The sequence below is a fragment of the Streptomyces sp. NBC_00461 genome (assembly GCF_036013935.1).
Lineage (GTDB): Bacteria > Actinomycetota > Actinomycetes > Streptomycetales > Streptomycetaceae > Streptomyces.
This window is the reverse complement of the sequence record NZ_CP107902.1, coordinates 7084288-7102943: the sequence shown is the minus strand read 5'-3', so window position 1 is coordinate 7102943 and position 18656 is coordinate 7084288. Positions and strand designations below refer to the sequence as shown.

15 protein-coding genes are annotated in these 18656 nt (G+C 70.6%); 4 read left to right on the top strand and 11 right to left on the bottom strand.

Annotation, left to right across the window (positions count from 1 at the left end; genetic code table 11):
- Nucleotides 1-73: 73 nt before the first annotated feature.
- The 4 genes from infB to rimP all read right to left on the bottom strand — a co-directional run bounded on the left by infB (nucleotide 74) and on the right by rimP (nucleotide 5249).
- On the bottom strand, nucleotides 74-3223 hold the full coding sequence (gene infB / locus OG870_RS33205; protein WP_266522309.1) for a translation initiation factor IF-2: 3150 nt from the start codon (nucleotides 3221-3223) through the stop codon (nucleotides 74-76).
- Between the two features lie 147 nt (nucleotides 3224-3370).
- Nucleotides 3371-3649, bottom strand: a complete 279-nt coding sequence (locus OG870_RS33200) for a YlxR family protein (RefSeq protein ID WP_266522306.1) — start codon at nucleotides 3647-3649, stop codon at nucleotides 3371-3373.
- A 101-nt stretch (nucleotides 3650-3750) separates the two neighbouring features.
- Nucleotides 3751-4749: a transcription termination factor NusA gene (gene nusA / locus OG870_RS33195; RefSeq protein ID WP_266522303.1), complete on the bottom strand. Its 999-nt coding sequence runs from the start codon at nucleotides 4747-4749 to the stop codon at nucleotides 3751-3753.
- Between the two features lie 2 nt (nucleotides 4750-4751).
- Nucleotides 4752-5249: a ribosome maturation factor RimP gene (rimP, locus tag OG870_RS33190; protein ID WP_266522300.1), complete on the bottom strand. Its 498-nt coding sequence runs from the start codon at nucleotides 5247-5249 to the stop codon at nucleotides 4752-4754.
- A gap of 226 nt (nucleotides 5250-5475) precedes the next feature.
- Between rimP and OG870_RS33185 the strand changes: the two genes are divergently transcribed.
- The 3 genes from OG870_RS33185 to OG870_RS33175 are packed head-to-tail and all read left to right on the top strand — an operon-like array spanning nucleotide 5476 to nucleotide 7412.
- Nucleotides 5476-6030: a hypothetical protein gene (locus tag OG870_RS33185; protein WP_266590326.1), complete on the top strand. Its 555-nt coding sequence runs from the start codon at nucleotides 5476-5478 to the stop codon at nucleotides 6028-6030.
- Nucleotides 6027-6485, top strand: coding sequence for a ferritin-like domain-containing protein (locus tag OG870_RS33180; RefSeq protein ID WP_266522296.1), 459 nt, complete (start codon nucleotides 6027-6029; stop codon nucleotides 6483-6485). Before OG870_RS33185 ends, OG870_RS33180 begins: the two co-directional genes overlap by 4 nt.
- A gap of 27 nt (nucleotides 6486-6512) precedes the next feature.
- Nucleotides 6513-7412: an aminoglycoside phosphotransferase family protein gene (locus OG870_RS33175; protein WP_266590322.1), complete on the top strand. Its 900-nt coding sequence runs from the start codon at nucleotides 6513-6515 to the stop codon at nucleotides 7410-7412.
- Nucleotides 7413-7514: 102 nt separating this feature from the next.
- Here OG870_RS33175 and OG870_RS33170 read toward each other — a convergent pair whose 3' ends face one another.
- From OG870_RS33170 to OG870_RS33140, 7 genes are all read right to left on the bottom strand, one after another.
- Nucleotides 7515-9218, bottom strand: a complete 1704-nt coding sequence (locus OG870_RS33170) for a proline--tRNA ligase (protein ID WP_327691783.1) — start codon at nucleotides 9216-9218, stop codon at nucleotides 7515-7517.
- Nucleotides 9219-9317: 99 nt separating this feature from the next.
- Entirely contained in the window at nucleotides 9318-9884 is a 567-nt protein-coding gene (locus OG870_RS33165) for a GNAT family N-acetyltransferase (RefSeq protein ID WP_266522288.1), read from the bottom strand.
- A gap of 54 nt (nucleotides 9885-9938) precedes the next feature.
- Nucleotides 9939-10787: a GNAT family N-acetyltransferase gene (locus tag OG870_RS33160; RefSeq protein ID WP_266522286.1), complete on the bottom strand. Its 849-nt coding sequence runs from the start codon at nucleotides 10785-10787 to the stop codon at nucleotides 9939-9941.
- Nucleotides 10788-11124: 337 nt separating this feature from the next.
- The gene (gene ispG / locus OG870_RS33155) at nucleotides 11125-12282 is read right to left on the bottom strand and encodes a flavodoxin-dependent (E)-4-hydroxy-3-methylbut-2-enyl-diphosphate synthase (RefSeq protein ID WP_266522284.1); all 1158 of its coding nucleotides are present in this window, start codon (nucleotides 12280-12282) and stop codon (nucleotides 11125-11127) included.
- 199 nt (nucleotides 12283-12481) lie between these two features.
- Nucleotides 12482-13774: a M50 family metallopeptidase gene (locus tag OG870_RS33150; RefSeq protein WP_266523794.1), complete on the bottom strand. Its 1293-nt coding sequence runs from the start codon at nucleotides 13772-13774 to the stop codon at nucleotides 12482-12484.
- Nucleotides 13775-13782: 8 nt separating this feature from the next.
- Entirely contained in the window at nucleotides 13783-15066 is a 1284-nt protein-coding gene (gene dxr / locus OG870_RS33145; protein ID WP_266522281.1) for a 1-deoxy-D-xylulose-5-phosphate reductoisomerase, read from the bottom strand.
- Between the two features lie 106 nt (nucleotides 15067-15172).
- Nucleotides 15173-17107: an acyl-CoA dehydrogenase family protein gene (locus OG870_RS33140; RefSeq protein WP_327691782.1), complete on the bottom strand. Its 1935-nt coding sequence runs from the start codon at nucleotides 17105-17107 to the stop codon at nucleotides 15173-15175.
- Nucleotides 17108-17621: 514 nt separating this feature from the next.
- Between OG870_RS33140 and OG870_RS33135 the strand changes: the two genes are divergently transcribed.
- Complete coding sequence (locus OG870_RS33135) at nucleotides 17622-18632, top strand: LacI family DNA-binding transcriptional regulator (RefSeq protein WP_266522276.1); 1011 nt, start codon at nucleotides 17622-17624, stop codon at nucleotides 18630-18632.
- The last annotated feature ends 24 nt before the right edge of the window (nucleotides 18633-18656 follow it).

The window sequence follows — 18656 nt, the reverse complement described above, 5'->3', positions numbered from 1 at the left end:
AACGGCCGGGGCCGATCGACGGAAATTCCCTGAGGGAACTGCCCCGCCGACCGGCCCCGATCGCGTGCTGGGATCAGACGCGCGGCTTCTCGCGCATCTCGTACGTCGCGATGACGTCGTCGACCTTGATGTCGTTGAAGTTGCCGAGGTTGATACCGCCCTCGAACCCTTCGCGGATCTCGGTGACGTCGTCCTTGAAGCGACGCAGACCGGAGATGTTGAGGCTCTCCGCGATGACCTTGCCGTCGCGGACGAGGCGCGCCTTGGTGTTGCGCTTGACCTCGCCCGAGCGGACCAGGACACCGGCGATGTTGCCCAGCTTGGACGACTTGAAGACCTCGCGGATCTCCGCCGTGCCGAGCTCGACCTCCTCGTACTCCGGCTTGAGCATGCCCTTGAGGGCCGCCTCGATCTCCTCGATGGCCTGGTAGATCACCGAGTAGTACCGGACGTCGACGCCCTCGCGCTCCGCCATCTGCGCCGCGCGGCCCGCAGCGCGGACGTTGAAGCCGATGACGATGGCGTCGGAGCCGGTCGCCAGGTCGATGTCCGACTCGGTGACCGCACCCACACCGCGGTGCAGGACGCGGATGTCGACCTCTTCGCCGACGTCGAGCTGGAGCAGCGAGGACTCGAGAGCCTCCACCGAACCGGACGCGTCGCCCTTGATGATGAGGTTGAGTTCCTGCACCAGACCGGCCTTGAGGGCCTCGTCCAGGTTCTCCAGGGAGAACCGGACACCCCGGCGGGCGAAGTTGGCGTTGCGCTCACGCGCCGCGCGCTTCTCGGCGATCTGACGGGCCGTGCGGTCCTCGTCGACAACCAGGAAGTTGTCGCCGGCGCCCGGGACGTTGGTGAGACCGAGGACGAGGACCGGAGTCGACGGACCCGCCTCTTCCACGTTCTCGCCCTTGTCGTCGAGCATCGCCCGGACACGGCCGTACGCGTCGCCGACCACCATGGTGTCGCCGACCCGCAGGGTGCCTCGCTGCACCAGGACGGTCGCGACGGCACCGCGGCCACGGTCGAGGTGGGACTCGATCGCAATACCCTGCGCGTCCTGCTCCGGGTTGGCCCGCAGGTCGAGCGAGGCGTCCGCGGTCAGGACCACGGCCTCCAGCAGGCTCTCGATGTTGAGGCCCTGCTTGGCGGAGATGTCGACGAACATGGTGTCGCCGCCGTACTCCTCGGCCACCAGCCCGTACTCGGTGAGCTGGCCGCGCACCTTGGTCGGGTCGGCGCCCTCGACGTCGATCTTGTTGACCGCGACGACGATCGGGACGTCGGCCGCCTTGGCGTGGTTGAGCGCCTCGACCGTCTGCGGCATGACGCCGTCGTTGGCCGCGACGACCAGGATCGCGATGTCGGTCGACTTCGCACCACGGGCACGCATGGCGGTGAACGCCTCGTGACCCGGGGTGTCGATGAAGGTGATCCTGCGCTCTTCGTCGTTGACCTCGGTCGTGACCTGGTACGCACCGATGTGCTGCGTGATACCGCCGGCCTCGCCCGCGACGACGTTCGTCTTGCGGATGGTGTCGAGAAGGCGGGTCTTACCGTGGTCGACGTGACCCATGACGGTCACGACCGGCGGACGCGCGACGAGGAACTCCTCGCCACCCTCGTCCTCGCCGAACTCGATGTCGAAGGACTCGAGCAGCTCGCGGTCCTCCTCCTCGGGGCTGACGATCTCGAGGACGAAGTTCATCTCGTCCGCGAGGAGCTTCAGCGTCTCGTCGGAGACGGACTGCGTGGCAGTGACCATCTCGCCGAGGTTCATCATCACGCCGACGAGCGACGCCGGGTTGGCGCCGATCTTCTCGGCGAAGTCGGTGAGGGACGCACCGCGCGACAGGCGGACGGACTGTCCGTTGCCGCGAGGCAGCATCACGCCGCCGACCGACGGGGCCTGCATGGCCTCGTACTCCTGGCGCCTCTGCCGCTTCGACTTGCGACCACGACGCGCGGGACCGCCGGGACGACCGAAGGCGCCCTGCGTGCCACCACGGCCACCCGGACCACCGGGACGACCGCCGAAGCCGGGACGACCGCCGCCGCCACCGCCGGGACCACCCGGACGACCGGCGAAACCGCCGCCACCGCCACCGGGACCACCGGGACGACCGGCGAAACCGCCGCCACCGCCACCGGGACCACCGGGACGACCGGCGAAGCCGCCGCCGCCACCGGGACGACCGCCGCCACCGCCACCGGGACGACCGCCGCCGCCGGGACCGCGGCCGCCGGGGCCACCGCCACCGGGACGCGGGCCGGCAGCCGGACGCTGGGGCATCATGCCGGGGTTCGGCCGGTTACCGCCGGGGCCGCCACCGGGACGGGGGCCGCCGCCCTGCGGGCGAGGCATGCCGCCGGGAGTCGGACGCGCGCCGCCCGGAGCCTGCGGACGGGGACCGCCCGAGGCGCCCTGGGGACGCGGACCGCCCTGGCCCTGCGGACGCGGAGCGCCGCCGGGAGCACCCGGACCGCCCTGGCCGCCGGGACGCGGGGCACCGCCGGGACGGGGCGCCGAGGGGCGCGCCATGCCGGTGGAACCACCAGAGGTGAACGGGTTGTTGCCCGGACGGGGACCGGCCGGACGGGCACCGGGACGCGGAGCGCCGCCACCCTGACGCGGACCGGCGGGGCGGTCGCCACGGTCACCGCGGTCGCCGCGGTCACTACGGCCCTGGCCACCCTGGCCGGGACGCTCGGGACGGGCGCCCGGACGCGGAGCCTGGCCGGCGGGACGCGGAGCGCCCGGACGGGGGGCGGTGGTACCGGAGCCGGAGGAGGCAGCCGGGGCGGCGGGAGCCGCCGGGGGTGCCGTGAACTCGGGCGTCGTCGGAGCCGGGGACGCCGGGGCGGGCCGCGGCGCGGGCTTCGGGCCCGGGGTGGGACGGGGGCCGGGAGCGGCCGACGCGGCGGGAGCCGCGGGCCTCTCGGCGGCGGCCGGCTTGGGGGCCGGCGGGCGCGGGGCGGCCGGACGGGCGGCCTGCGCGGGAGAGGGGGCTGCCGGACGAGCCGGGGCAGCCTTGCGTGCGGGGGCGGACTTGCCGCCTCCGTTGCCCTGCTGGAGGGCGTCCGTCAGTTTGCGGACAACGGGCGCTTCGATGGTCGAAGACGCCGAACGGACGAATTCACCGAGTTCTTGGAGCTTGGCCATGACGACCTTGCTCTCCACCCCGAACTCCTTGGCGAGTTCGTATACCCGGACCTTAGCCACTTCGCTCCTTTTAGGTCCGGGTTGCGTCCGGACCGTCGCTACTTCATGGGCGTACTCATCGCGTGCTCATCGAGTGCTCATCGCAATCTCGACCTACTTCCAACTCGCGGGGTACCAGGGCCGCACGGGGGTTCCGTACGACGCTTCTTACGGTGTTGCCTGCTCGACATAGAGGCGCAACGCCTTTGTGTCGAGCGGTCCCGGGGCGCGCAACGCCCGCGTGAACGCCCGGCGGCGTACCGCCAGGTCGAGACAGACCTGGGCGGGGTGCACATACGAACCCCGGCCGGGCAGCGTACCGCGATGATCGGGGACACATTCACCCTCGACCGCCACGATGCGCAGCAGATCCTTCTTGGCCGCTCGCTGCCTGCACCCCACACAGGTGCGCTCAGGGCATGCGCGGGCGCGCGTCCGGCCAGACACTCCTAAGTCTACCTCCCCCTGACGACCTCACCCCTTTGGGGCAAGAATCGAACAGTTCCGCGCATACAACTGTCGTGATCTAAGCCATCCGCGGCTTGGATCTATTCCCCGCGCTGGTCCTCGGGCTGCTCGGTGTCGGGGCGGATGTCGATCCGCCAGCCGGTCAGCCGGGCCGCGAGGCGGGCGTTCTGGCCTTCCTTGCCGATCGCCAGGGACAGCTGGTAGTCCGGCACCGTCACGCGCGCGGAGCGGGCGGCGAGGTCGACGACCTCGACCTTGGAGACCCGGGCCGGGGAGAGCGCGTTCGCGACCATCTCCGCCGGGTCGTCCGACCAGTCGACGATGTCGATCTTCTCGCCGCTCAGTTCGCCCATGACATTGCGCACCCGTCCGCCCATGGGGCCGATGCACGCGCCCTTGGCGTTCAGCCCGGACCGGGTGGACCGGACGGCGATCTTGGTGCGGTGGCCCGCCTCACGGGCGATCGCGGCGATCTCCACGGACCCGTCGGCGATCTCCGGCACCTCCAGGGCGAAGAGCTTCTTCACCAGATTGGGGTGCGTGCGCGACAGGGTGACGGACGGGCCGCGGACGCCCTTCGCCACTCGTACGACGTACGACCGCAGCCGCATCCCGTGCGGGTAGGTCTCGCCCGGCACCTGCTCCTGCACGGGCAGGATGGCCTCGAGCTTGCCGATGTCCACGAGCACGTTCTTCGGGTCGCGGCCCTGCTGGACCACTCCGGTGACGATGTCGCCCTCGCGGCCGGCGTACTCGCCGAGCGTCGCGTCGTCCTCGGCGTCGCGCAGCCGCTGCAGGATGACCTGCTTGGCGGTGGTCGCGGCGATACGGCCGAAGCCGGACGGGGTGTCGTCGAACTCGCGGGCCTCCTGGCCCTCTTCGAGGTCCTCGGGGTCCTCCTTCGCCCACACCGTCACGTGGCCGGTTTCCCGGTTGAGCTCCACGCGCGCGTGGCGGCGGCTTCCCTCGGTGCGGTGGTAGGCGATGAGGAGGGCCGACTCGATCGCCTCGACCAGCAGGGGGAAGGAGATCTCCTTCTCCCGAACCAAGCCCCGCAGGGCACTCATGTCGATGTCCACGGCTACGCCTCCTCTTCCTTCTTGTCCTTGCGGTTGAACTCGACCTGCACACGCGCCTTTTCGACGTCCTCGAAGGCGAGTCTGCGGCTGGTGGCCTTGCGGCCCTTGACTCCGGGTACTTCGAGGTCGAGGCCTTCGTCGTCGACCTTCAGGATCCTGGCGACCAGCTCGTCGCCGTCGGTCAGCTGGAACCTGACCAGCCGCTCCAGGGCGCGCAGGTAGTGCCGGTGTTCCGTGAGGAGACGCTCCGCGCCCGGGGTTCCGACTTCGAGGGTGTACTCGCCCCCGCCCATCGCGTCGCTCTCGTCGAGCTTCGCCGAGAGCGCGCGGCTCACATCGGCGATCTGGTCGAGGTCGGCACCCGTGTCGGAGTCGACGACGACGCGCAGCACCCGCTTGCGTCCTACGGAGTCCACGGCGATCTCTTCGAGATCCAGCCCCTCTGAGCTGACGAGCGGTTCCAGAAGCTCTCGCAGCCTCTCGCTCTGGGTGGTGCTCATCCGGGTGACTCCTCGGCCGCGTGTGCTGTTGTGGGAAGGTCGCGTGTCTGGTCAAAGGGTATCCGGTCGCAGAGCGTGTTGCCGCCCACGTGTGCCTCCGGCGGGGGGCCGGGCGCCTCTTGGGCGGTCGAGGCGGTGACGTGCGTCAGGGGGATGCGCGGGTACCGTGATCACCGGCGGCCCCTCCCGCCCGTGTGTTCGTACGAGCTCCCCGAGGACGTCTCCCGTGCCACACCCCCCAGCACCGCGCGCCCCCTCGGGGCCGCGCAGAAGATCCCTGTTCGCCTCGGCCGCCGGCGCCGCCCTGCTGGTGGGCTGCTCCAGCGGTTCCGAAGACTCCGAGGAGAGCACCGGCGGCAGCCCGTCCGTCATCCAGAAGGCACGCGCGCTTGCGGCCCGGGAGAGCGTGGGGATGCTCGGGCGGTACGACGCCGTGATCGCCGCGCATCCCGCGGTGTCGCAGCGGCTGGGACCGCTGCGGGCGGAGGTCGCACGGCATACGGAGGCGTTCGGGGGCACGGTCCGCAAGGCCTCCTCCCCCCCGGCGCCGGAGGCTTCGGCGTCGCAGACCTCGGCGTCGCAGACCTCGGCGTCCCCCTCCGCCGCCGCGCCGGTGAGCGAGAAGGACGCCCTCGCCGAGCTGGCCGCCGCCGAGCGTGCCCTTGCCGACCGGCGGACGGCGGCGCTCCTCGACGTGCCGGGCGAGCTGGCACGGCTGCTGGCCTCGGTGGCGGCGGCCGGGGCGGCGCACGCGTATCTGCTGACGGAAGGTGCCAAGTGAGCGACCAGAAGGAGCTGAAGGCCCTGCAGGCGGCGCTGGCCGCCGAGCACGCCGCGGTGTACGGCTACGGGGTCGTCGGCGGCCGGATCGGCGCGGACCGGCGCATGGAGGCCCGCTCGGCGTACGACGCGCACCGGGCCCGGCGTGACGCGCTGGTGCGCGAGGTACGGGACCTGGGCGGCACGCCGGTCGCCGCGGCGCCGGGGTACGCGCTGCCGTTCCCGGTGCCGGACTCGGCCGCGGCCGTGCGGCTGGCCGCCGAGCTGGAGGACCGGGTGGCCGGGGTGTACTCCGACCTGGTGCGGGCGACGGGGGGCGAGCGGCGGCGCTCGGCGGCCGGGGCACTGCGGGAGGCGGCGGTGCGGGCGGTGCGCTGGAACGGCGAGAGCGTAGCCTTCCCTGGGCTCGCCGAGCGGGCGGCCACCGCCTCGGCCTCGCCGGCTCCCAAGGCGTGACGCGTACTGGAAGGGAACGACTCGCGCATGGTTTTCGCACCGCCGCAGCGTCTGGTCAGGGCGCTCGGTGAGACGGCACCGGACGGCGACGACTGGCTGGAGAAGCTGCCCGACGCGGCCCGGCAGGCCGTCGCGCTACGCGAGTTGACCGTCGAGCGGGTGCAGGTGCCCGGTGGGCGCAGCAGCCTGGTCGTGCTGGTACGGCGGCCGGACGCAACCCCCGCCGTGCTGAAGCTTGCCCCCCGCCGTGCCCGCCCGGAGAGCGAGCGGCGCGCTCTCGCGCACTGGGGCGGGTCGGGTGCCGTACAGCTGCTGGACGAGCCCCCGGTCGAGGGTGTGCTGCTGCTGGAGCGGCTGCATCCGGATGTGTCCGTGCGGTCGTTGCCCGAGGCGAAGGCACTGCTGGAGGCGGCGGGGACGCTGCGGCGGCTGTGGGTCGAGCCGCCGGCCACTCACTCCTTCGAGACCGTCGCCGAGCGGACGGGTCGGCAGGCGGAGGCGATGCGGCTGACGGCGTCCGCGGTGGCGGACGTGGCGGTGCTGGTCGATGCCGCGGTGGGGGCGCGCGAGGAGTTGCTGGTGGCGCCGCCCGAGGATCGGCTGCTGCACGGCACCTTTCGGCAGAGCAAGGTTCTCGCCGGTGAACGGATGCCCTGGCTGGCCGTGGGGCCCGATCCGGTGGTGGGTGAGTGCGCGTTCGATCTGGCGCGGTTGGTGCGGGATCGGGTGGAGGACCTGATCGCCTCGCCGTCGGGGGCGGCGACGACGCGGCGGCGGGTGAAGCGGCTGGCCGAGTCGCTCGACGTGGATCAGGAGCGGCTGCGGGGGTGGACGCTGTTCCGGGCCGTGGAGTCGGGAGTGCGTGCGCTTCGGGTGGGGCGACCGAGGGACGCGGAGCTGTTGCTGGAGTTCGCCGGGTGGCTCTGAGTTCCTTGCGTACGCCGCCGTCGCTCTGAGAGCCGGGCCGTCCCCCGACCGTAGTGGCGCTCTGTCGCGCCCTACGGTCGGGGGACGGCCCGAGGAGTGTCCTTACGCGGTGAGGCGGGCGATCGCCTCGTCCACGGTCAGCTCCTCGCGCTCGCCGCTCCTGCGGTCCTTCAGCTCCAGGACGCCCTCGGCGGCGCGGCGGCCCGCTACCAGGATCTTCGGTACGCCGATCAGCTCGGAGTCGGTGAACTTCACGCCCGGGGAGACCCCGGCGCGGTCGTCGACCAGGACGCGCAGACCGGCCGCCCGCAGCTTCTCCGAGACCTCCAGCGCCAGCTCGATCTGCTGGGCCTTGCCGGCGGCGACGACATGCACGTCGGCCGGGGCGACCTCGGCCGGCCAGCACAGGCCCTGCTCGTCGGCCGTCTGCTCGGCCAGTGCCGCGACCGCCCGGGAGACGCCGATGCCGTAGGAGCCCATGGTGACGCGGACCGGCTTGCTGTTCTGGCCGAGGACGTCGAGCTTGAGGGCGTCGGCGTACTTGCGGCCGAGCTGGAAGATGTGGCCGATCTCGATGGCACGGTCGAGCTTGAGGCCGGTGCCGCACTTGGGGCACGGGTCGCCTTCCTGGACGACCACGACGTCGACGTACTCGCCGACCTCGAAGTCACGGCCCGCGACGACGTTCCTCGCGTGCGTGGCGTCCTTGCTGGCGCCGGTGATCCAGGAGGTGCCGGGGGCCACGCGCGGGTCGGCGATGTAGGTGACCTTCTCGCCCAGGCCCTGCGGCCCGACGTAGCCGCGGACCAGGTCCGGGCGGCCCGCGAAGTCCGCCTCGGTGACCATCTCGACCGCCGCCGGGGCGAAGTGCGCCTCGACCTTGCCCAGGTCGACCTCGCGGTCACCGGGGACGCCGACCGCCACGATCTCACCGTCGACCTTCACCAGGAGGTTCTTGAGGGTGGCGGAGGCGGGGACGCCGAGGTGCGCGGCGAGGGTCTCGATGGTCGGGGTGTCCGGGGTGGGAATCTCCTCGACCGCGGCCACACCGGCGGCGTCCACCGGCTTCAACTCGTAGGTGATCGCCTCGGTGTTGGCCGCGAAGTCGCAGTTCGGGCAGTCGGCGAAGGTGTCCTCGCCGGCCTCGGCCGGGGCGAGGAACTCCTCCGACTTGGAGCCGCCCATCGCGCCCGCGGTCGCGGCGCAGATGCGGTAGTCGAGGCCGAGGCGCTCGAAGATCCGCTGGTAGGCGTCCCGGTGCAGGGCGTAGGACCGGGCCAGGCCCTCGTCCTCGGTGTCGAACGAGTAGGAGTCCTTCATGAGGAACTCGCGGCCGCGCAGGATGCCGGCCCGCGGGCGGGCCTCGTCGCGGTACTTGTTCTGGATCTGGTAGAGGACGACCGGCAGGTCCTTGTAGGAGGACGCCTGGTCCTTCACCAGCAGGGTGAAGATCTCCTCGTGGGTCGGGCCGAGCAGGTAGTCGCCGCCCTTGCGGTCCTGGAGACGGAACAGTTCGGGGCCGTACTCCTCCCAGCGGCCGGTCGCCTCGTACGGCTCCCGGGGCAGGATGGCGGGGAGCAGCACCTCCTGGGCGCCGATCGCGTCCATCTCCTCACGGACGATCCGCTCCACGTTGGCGAGGACCTTCTTGCCGAGGGGGAGCCAGGACCAGATGCCGGCGGCCGTGCGGCGGACGTAGCCGGCGCGGACGAGGAGTTTGTGGCTGAGCACCTCGGCGTCCGCCGGGTCGTCGCGCAGCGTCTTGGCCATCAACTGGGACATGCGCTGGACCGGTGCGTTCGCCATGGTTCTCGTACTCCTGCCGGGTAAGGGTGATGGCAAGGAGGTTAGCCGGGGGGCCGGTTCCGGTGGAAATCGGTTTGGGCCCGATCCGGAGGACAGGCCCTAACGGCGCCGCAGGGGCAGAGGGGCACCCATCACGGCATACGGCTTCGGGGCGCTCGGGAAGAGGACCTGGCGGGCCAGGTCCTCGTAGCCGAGGGAGTGGTAGAGGCCGCGGGCCGGGCTGTCCACGTCGATCGCCGACAGGATCGAGCGGGGCTCGGCGGCGACGTCGGTGATGTTGGTGATCAGGGTGCGGCCGATGCCGAGGTTCTGGTGGCCGGGGTGGACGTGCAGCTCGGTGATGACGAAGGAGTCGTCGAGCCAGTCCTCGTGTCCCCGCGCCCGGACGTAGGGCTCCACGACGGTGGACCACCAGTGGGCGCGGTCGTTGGGCATGCCGTAGACGAAGCCGACGAGGTGTCCTGCAGCGGTGGCGCCGAGCGCCCTGGCACCGGGGTAGGTCATGTGACGCAGCACGATCTGACGGCGTACGGCCACCTCGTCCGCGCCGAGACCGAAGGCGACGGCCTGGACGGCCAAGGCCTCGTCGACGTGGGCCGACAGGTCCAGGGGGCCGATCACGATGTCGTCGGGGCGGCGGCGGTGACCGTGACCGGGAAGACGCATGTGGGGAGCGTACAGGGATCGTCCGAGCGTCAGAACAGCTCCGTGACGTGCGCTCTAGAAGAGGACGCTCATGAACGCGCCGACCTCCTGGAAGCCCACCCGCTGGTATGCCCTTCGTGCCGGGGTGTTGAAGTCGTTGACGTAGAGGCTGGCGATCGGGGCCACGTCCGCCAGCGCGTACCGCAGCACGGCGGCCATGCCCGGCGCCGCGATCCCGCGTCCCCGGTACTCGGGGGCCACCCACACGCCCTGGATCTGGCAGGCCCGGTCGGTCGCCGCGCCGATCTCCGCCTTGAAGACGACCTTGCCGTGCTCGTCGAGGCGGGCGAACGAGCGGCCGGAGCCGACGAGTTCGGCGACCCGGGCCTGGTACAGCAGCCCGCCGTCCCCGGCGAGCGGCGAGACGCCGACCTCCTCGGTGAACATCGCCACGCACGCCGGCATGATCGTCTCCATCTCGTCCTTGCGGATGCGGCGGACGTAGGGATCCGGGGCGATGTCGACGGGCATGCTGTCGGTGATCATGAGCGGCTGGTGGGACCGGACCTCCCGGGCGGGACCCCAGCTGGGTTCGAGCAGCCGCCACAGCAGGGTGGTGGCGTCCACGGGGCCGACGATCGACGAACAGCGGCGGCCTGCCCGGCGCGCGCGGTCACCGAAGGCGCGCACGGCGCGCGGGGTGGCGCAGATCGGGACCAGGTTGGCGCCCGCGTAGCACAGGGAGGTCAGCATGCCCTCCTCGTAGAAGCCCCACATCTCGCCGCCGAGCCGCCACGGGTCGAGGCCCGCGATCTGGACCCTCGACGTCACGAAGGCGTTCACGACCGGCTCGCGGTCGAGGACGGCGAGCGCGGCGTCCAGGTCACTCGGTTCGAGCACCCGTGAGGTGGTCTGCGTCAACACGTGCGGGCCCTCACCCTGAGGTTCTGCGGATCTCCGCACTGTACCTGCGGAAGCTGAGCCGCGCCGCCCCCTGTTGGACTGCTGTCCGTTGCCAAGTGACCCTTGGCTGCGGTGCCGTCACAGGGGGCTGCCGCCCCCGGACCCCCGCTTCGGCCTGAACGGCCTCGTCCTCAAACGCCGGACAGGCTGAAGGTTGCCGACCGGCAGGTGTCTGTTGGTAGCAGCTGCCCGCTGTCCCTGAGGACTCCCGCCCCCAGACCCCGCTTCAGCCTCAACGGCCTCGACCTCAAACGCCGGACAGGCTGAAGGTTGCCGACCGGCGCTCGAAAAAGTCCCGTCAGCCCGCCACCGAAACCGACGGCTCGCCCGAGGCCGTGCCGTCTGCCTCCATCTGTTCGGCCAGCTTCATGGCCTCCTCGATGAGGGTCTCGACGATCTTGGACTCGGGGACGGTCTTGATGACCTCGCCCTTGACGAAGATCTGTCCCTTGCCGTTGCCGGAGGCGACGCCGAGGTCGGCCTCGCGGGCCTCGCCGGGGCCGTTGACCACACAGCCCATGACCGCGACGCGGAGCGGGACCTCCATGCCGGTCAGGCCCGCGGTGACCTCCTCGGCCAGCTTGTAGACGTCGACCTGGGCGCGGCCGCAGGACGGGCAGGAGACGATCTCCAGGCCGCGCTGCTTGAGATTCAGGGACTCCAGGATCTGGTTGCCGACCTTGACCTCCTCGACCGGCGGGGCCGAGAGGGAGACGCGGATGGTGTCGCCGATGCCCTGGGAGAGGAGGGCGCCGAAGGCGACGGCCGACTTGATCGTGCCCTGGAAGGCCGGACCGGCCTCGGTGACACCGAGGTGCAGCGGGTACTCGCACTGGGCGGCGAGCTGCTTGTACGCCTCGATCATCACGACCGGGTCGTTGTGCTTGACCGAGATCTTGATGTCCCGGAAGTCGTGCTCCTCGAAGAGGGAGGCTTCCCACAGGGCGCTCTCGACGAGGGCCTCCGGTGTCGCCTTGCCGTACTTCTGCAGCAGACGCCGGTCCAGCGAGCCGGCGTTGACCCCGATCCGGATCGGCGTGCCGTGGTCCTTCGCGGCCCGCGCGATCTCCTTCACCTTGTCGTCGAACTGCTTGATGTTGCCCGGGTTCACCCGGACCGCGGCGCAGCCGGCCTCGATCGCCGAGAAGACGTACTTGGGCTGGAAGTGGATGTCCGCGATCACCGGGATCTGCGACTTGCGGGCGATGGTGGCGAGCGCGTCCGCGTCGTCCTGCGTCGGGCAGGCCACGCGCACGATCTGGCAGCCGGAGGCGGTGAGCTCGGCGATCTGCTGGAGGGTGGCACCGATGTCGGACGTACGGGTCGTGGTCATCGACTGCACGGACACGGGGGCGTCGCCGCCGACCGCCACGGATCCGACCTGGATCTGCCGGCTCTTCCGACGCTCGGCAACCCTGGTCGGAACGGACGGCATGCCGAGAGAAATCGCAGTCATCTGTTGAGCAACCCCAAGTCGTGGATCAAGGTCCGGTCCCGGAACAACGGGCTCCAGGCTTCGAGATTACGGCACGGGCCGAAGCCCCAGCACTTCCCCACCTCGAACCACTCGGCGGGGGGATCCCCACGGCCGTAAACCCACTCAATGGAAGACGGCCTGCGACAGAGCGTCGCAGGCCGCCACAAACTCCATGTGACTAGGTGATTTTCACTGGGTTGACAACGTCCGCCACGAGGACGAGGAGGGTGAAGCAGACGAAGATCCCGGCCACCACATAGGCGACGGGCATCAGCTTCGCCACGTCGAAGGGGCCGGGGTCCGGCCTGCGCAGCACCTTCGCCACGTTCCGGCGCAGCGCCTCCCACAGCGCACCCGCGATGTGGCCGCCGTCCAGCGGCAGCAACGGGAGCATGTTGAAGAGGAACAGGGAGAGGTTGAAGCCCGCGACCAGCATCACGAACATGGCCAGTTGCTGGGTGGCCGGGATGTTCAGGGTGAAGATCTCGCCGCCCACACGGGCCGCGCCGACCACGCCCATCGGGGAGTCCGGGGCCCGCTTGCCGTCGCCGAAGGCCGCGTCCCACAGGCCGGGGATCTTGCCGGGCAGGGCCGCGATGGAGTCGACGGCATCACCGACGCGGTCGCCCATCCAGGTCAGGGACTGGCCGAAGTCCTGTTTGACGATGCCGGTGGCCGCGCTGAAGCCGAGGAAGCCGGCGGTGACGTACTTGCCCTCGACGATCTGGCCGCTGGAGTCCTTCCTGGCGACCTGGTTGCTGGCGATCGTGGCGTTGAGGGTGATCTCCTTGCCCTTGCGGTCGACCACGATCGGGACCGCCTTGCCGGGGGTGGAGCGGATCAGGTCGGAGAGCCTGTTCCAGTCGTTGGTCCGGACGCCGTTGAAGGCGAGGATCTTGTCACCGGGCTTCAGGCCGGCCGCCGCGGCCGGGGAGGCCGCGTCGCCCTTCTTGCACGTGTCGCGGTTCTCGCTCTGGGCGATGACGCACTGGGAGACCGAGCTGACCGTGGTGGTCTGCTGGGAGATGCCGAAGCCCATGAGGACGGTGAGGAACAGCGCCACCGCCAGGATCAGGTTCATGAACGGGCCCGCGAACATCACGATGACCCGCTTCCAGGGCTTGCGGGTGTAGAAGAGGCGGGTTTCGTCGCCCGGCTGCAGTTCCTCGAAAGCCGCCGAGCGGGCGTCCTCGATCATGCCGCGCCAGGGCGAGGTGGAGCGGGCCTCCAGCCTGCCGTCGGGTCCGGGCGGGAACATGCCGATCATGCGGATGTAGCCGCCGAACGGGATGGCCTTGATCCCGTACTCGGTGTCGCCCTTCTTCCGCGAGAACATGGTCGGGCCGAAGCCGACCATGTACTGGGGCACGCGGATGCCGAAGAGCTTGGCCGTGGACAGGTGCCCCAGCTCGTGCCACGCGATCGAGACCAGCAGGCCGAACGCGAAGACGACTATGCCGAGGATCATCATCAAGGTCGTCATGCACGCGCCTCCGCGGTCGCCGTCTGTCCTGTCAGTTCCCTCGCCCGGGCCCGTGCCCAGGTCTCCGCTTCGAGGACGTCCGAGACGGTGAGTGAGGTTCCCGTACGCGGGGTGCCGTGCTCCTCGACGACCCGGGTGACGGTCTCCATGATCCCGTTGAACGGCAGTGCACCGGCGCGGAACGCCTCGACACACTCCTCGTTGGCCGCATTGAACACCGCCGGGGCGGTGCCCGCGAGCCGTCCCACGTGCCGGGCGAGGTTCACCGAGGGAAAGGCGTCGTTGTCGAGCGGGAAGAACTCCCACGTGGACGCCTTGCTCCAGTCGAAGGCGGGCGCCGCGTCAGGGACGCGCTCGGGCCAGCCGAGGCCGATGGCGATGGGCCCGCGCATGTCGGGGGGCGTCGCCTGGGCGATCGTGGATCCGTCGGTGAACTCAATCATCGAGTGAACATACGACTGGGGATGCACGACGACCTCAATGCGGTCGAAGGGAATGTCGTACAGCAAGTGTGCCTCGATGACCTCCAGGCCCTTGTTGACCAAGGTCGCGGAGTTGATCGTGATCACCGGACCCATCGCCCAGGTGGGGTGGGCGAGGGCGTCCTCGACGGTGACGTTCGCCAGTTCGGCCTTCGTACGGCCGCGGAAGGGGCCGCCGGACGCCGTGACGACGAGCTTGCGCACGTCCGCGCGCGTGCCGGCCGCGAGCGCCTGGAACAGGGCCGCGTGCTCGGAGTCGACCGGGATGATCTGCCCGGGCTTGGCCAGCGCCTTGACCAGCGGGCCGCCGACGATGAGCGACTCCTTGTTGGCGAGCGCGAGGGTGCGGCCCGCCTCCAGGGCGGCGAGGGTCGGGGCGAGACCGATGGAGCCGGTGATGCCGTTCAGGACGGTGTGGCACTCGGACGCGGCGAGCCGGGTGGCCGCCTGAGGCCCTGCGAGGATCTCGGGCAGCGGCTCTCCCGCGCCGTACAGGCCGGCCAGCGCCTCGCGCAGCTGCGGTACGACGTCCTCGCGCGCGACCGCGACGGTCCGCACCCGGAGCCGGTGGGCCTGCTCGGCGAGCAGGGCGATCCGGCCGCCGTTGGCCGAGAGCCCGGTGACCCGGAACCGGTCGGGGTTGCGCAGCACGAGGTCGATGGCCTGGGTGCCGATCGAGCCGGTGGAGCCGAGGATCACCACGTCCTTCGGGCCGTCGTCCGCCACGGGGTCGTAGACGAGGTGCGGGTCGGCCAGGGCGTGGGGCAGAGACCCTGAGGGGGCTGGACTGTCGCTCATCCCTCCATTGTTGCCGTAAGGACCGTGTGTGAGGACAGTGCGTCCCCCTCATCCCCCGCACGGGGGGCCGAGAGGGACGTCCCGTCATGGAACGATCACCGATCGATCACCGGATCGGGCGGTGGACGTTCTCGTGTTCGGAGGGCCCGGGGTCCGCCACGGCGATCCACGGTCCGTCGCCCGAGGGGTCGACGATGCCCTCCTCCAGCCACTCGTAGGTGCCCGACATGATGCCCTTGACCAGCTTGCGGTCGAGGTCGTCGGTGTTGGTCCACAGACGGTTGAAGAGTTCCTCGACGCGGATGCGGGACTGGCGGCAGAAGACGTCGGCCAGCTGATAGGCCTCGCGGCCGTGCTCGCCCTGGCTGCGCAGGAGTTCCGCCCGTACGCAGGCCGCGCTCATCGCGAACAGTTCCGCGCCGATGTCGACGATACGGCCCAGGAAACCCTGCTTGGTCTCCATGCGGCCCTGCCAGCGGGACATGGCGTAGAAGGTGGAGCGGGCCAGCTTGCGGGCGTTGCGCTCGACGTAGCGCAGATGCCGGGACAGGTCCACTTCGTGGCGGAACTCGCCGTAGGTGCCGGGGAGTTGTCCCTGTCCCGCGACCAGCTTCGGGAGCCACTTGGCGTAGAAGACGCCCGCGTTCGCGCCGGCCTTCGCCTTGTCCTGGAGGGACTTGTCCGGGTCGATGAGGTCGCCGGCCACCGAGAGGTGGGCATCGACGGCCTCGCGCGCGATCAGCAGGTGCATGATCTCGGTCGAGCCCTCGAAGATGCGGTTGATGCGCAGGTCGCGCAGGACCTGTTCGGCCGGGACGGCCCGTTCGCCGCGGGCGGCCAGGGACGCCGCCGTCTCGAAGCCGCGGCCGCCGCGGATCTGGACGAGTTCGTCGGCGATGAGCCAGCCCATCTCGGAGGCGTAGAGCTTGGCCAGCGCGCCCTCGATGCGGATGTCGTTGCGGTTCTCGTCGGCCATCTGCGAGGACAGGTCCAGTACGGCCTCCAGGGCGAAGGTCGTCGCCGCGATGAAGGAGATCTTGGACCCGACCGCCTCGTGGTGGGCGATCGGCTTGCCCCACTGCTCGCGGGCCGCCGACCACTCACGGGCGATCTTCAGGCACCACTTGCCGGCGGCCACGCAGGAGGCGGGGAGGGAGAGCCGGCCGGTGTTGAGGGTGGTGAGCGCGATCTTGAGGCCCGCGCCCTCCGGACCGATGCGGTTCGCCGCCGGTACCCGGACCTGGTGGAAGCGGGTGACGCCGTTCTCGATGCCGCGCAGGCCCATGAAGGCGTTGCGGTTCTCGACCGTGATGCCCGGCGAGTTGGTCTCGACGACGAAGGCGGTGATGCCTCCCTTGTGGCCCTCGCTCTTGGGCACCCGCGCCATCACGACCAGGAGGTCGGCGACCACGCCGTTGGTCGTCCACAGCTTGACCCCGTCGAGGACGTAGTCGTCCCCCTCGGGCACCGCGGTCGTCGCGAGCCTGGCCGGGTCGGAGCCGACGTCCGGCTCGGTCAGCAGGAAGGCGCTGATGTCGGTGCGGGCGCACCGGGGCAGGAACTGCTCCTTCTGCTCGGGCGTGCCGAACAGCTTCAGCGGCTGCGGCAGGCCGATCGACTGGTGCGCCGACAGCAGCACGCCGATCGCAGGGGAGGCCGAACCCGCCAGCGCGAGCGCCTTGTTGTAGTACACCTGCGTGAGACCGAGACCGCCGTACTTGGTGTCGATCTTCATGCCGAGGGCGCCGAGTTCCTTGAGGCCGCTGATGACCTCGTCGGGGATGCGGGCCTCGCGCTCGATCAGCGCGCTGTCGATCTCGGTCTCGCAGAAGTCGCGGAGCTTGGCGAGGAACTCCTCGCCGCGCTGCACGGCCTCCGTGGAGGGCATGGGGTGCGGGTGGACCAGGTCGAGCCGGAAGCGGCCCAGGAACAGTTCCTTGGCGAAGCTGGGCTTGCGCCACTCCTGTTCCCGGGCAGCCTCCGCCACCTGGCGGGCCTCACGTTCGGAGACGGTGGGTTTGGTGGTGGGGCTGGCGGACATGAGGGTCACCTCGCCGCGAATCGGGATCTTGGGCCGTTTGGTTACCGACGGGTGCTACTCGATCGTATGTACCCGATCCCGGACGACCCCACCACCCTTTGCGCAGCCGTTCGGCCGATGTTGACGGAGTACGCCTCGGTGTCCAGTCGCCCCGCGCCCTTGCAGACGTGGGTGCCGGACCCGGTCTCGGACACCTGCTCTGTCACCACCGGGGGCTTGCGCCGGACGAGTGCCGGCCCGGTGGACCTGATCCGGCGCGGTTGCCGTACTTGGTGCAGCGGTGTTGCATCGGCGGGGGCTTCCGGGGGACGGTTCGGGTACGACCTCTCCACGGCCGATGAGAGCCGGAGAGGCCGCCGCGCCCGCAGAAACGACACCTCGGAAAATAAAGGTGTCGAAGCGCTTCGACGACCTATGGACACGTCCCCTCGGTAGGGCTAGTGTCGAACCATCCCCACCCGCCCATACTCGCAATGCGCACTGTCGAAGCGCTTCACACCGCTGGGAGAGCTGGATGGTCACCCTCGCCGAGGTCGCCCAGCACGCCGGAGTCTCGGCGAGCACGGTGAGTTATGTCCTCAGCGGCAAGCGGTCCATCTCCACGACCACCCGGGAGCGGGTAGAGCAGAGCATCCGCCAGCTCGGCTACCACCCGAACGCGGGCGCGCGGGCCCTGGCCAGCAGCAAGTCGAACATCATCGCGCTGATGGTCCCACTGCGCACCGACATGTATGTGCCGGTGATGATGGAGATCGCCATCGCCGTCGCCACCACGGCCCGCACACACGGTTACGACGTCCTGCTGCTGACCGGCGAGGAAGGCCCCGACGCCGTGCGCCGGGTCACCGGCAGCGGGCTCGCCGACGCGATGATCCTGATGGACGTCGAACTCGACGACGAGCGGCTGCCATTGCTGCGCGGCACCGACCAGCCCTCCGTGCTCATCGGGCTGCCCGCCGACACCAGCGGACTGACCTGCGTCGACCTCGACTTCAAGGCGACGGGCGCGTTGTGCGTCGAGCATCTGGCGATGCTCGGCCACCGCGACATCGCTGTCATCGGCGAGGCCCCCGGAGTCTACGAAAGGCACACCGGTTTCGCCGAGCGCACCCTCGACGGACTCCGCTCCCGGGCACGGGAGTTGGGCGTCGGGGTGCTGCACCGGCCGTGCGAGGGCGGTTACGACGCCATGGCCGTCACCCTCGCCCGCATCCTCGACGAGCGCCCGGGCACCACCGGCTTCATCGTGCAGAACGAGCAGGCCGTCGAGCCCCTGCTCGGCCTGCTGCGCCAGCAGGGACGTGCCGTGCCCGAGGACGTGTCGGTGGTCGCGGTCTGTCCGGACCAGGTCGCCGTCCAGGCCTCGGTGCGACTGACGTCCGTCGCCATCCCCGCGCAGGAGATGGGCCGGCACGCCGTGGAGCGTCTGGTCGCCAAGCTCGACGGCGGGACCGACGAAGTCGTCCTGATCTCCCCCGAGTTGACGGTCCGGGCCAGCACCGGCCCGGCCCCGTCGGGTCCCTGACAGCCCGCACACCGTGCCGGAGCG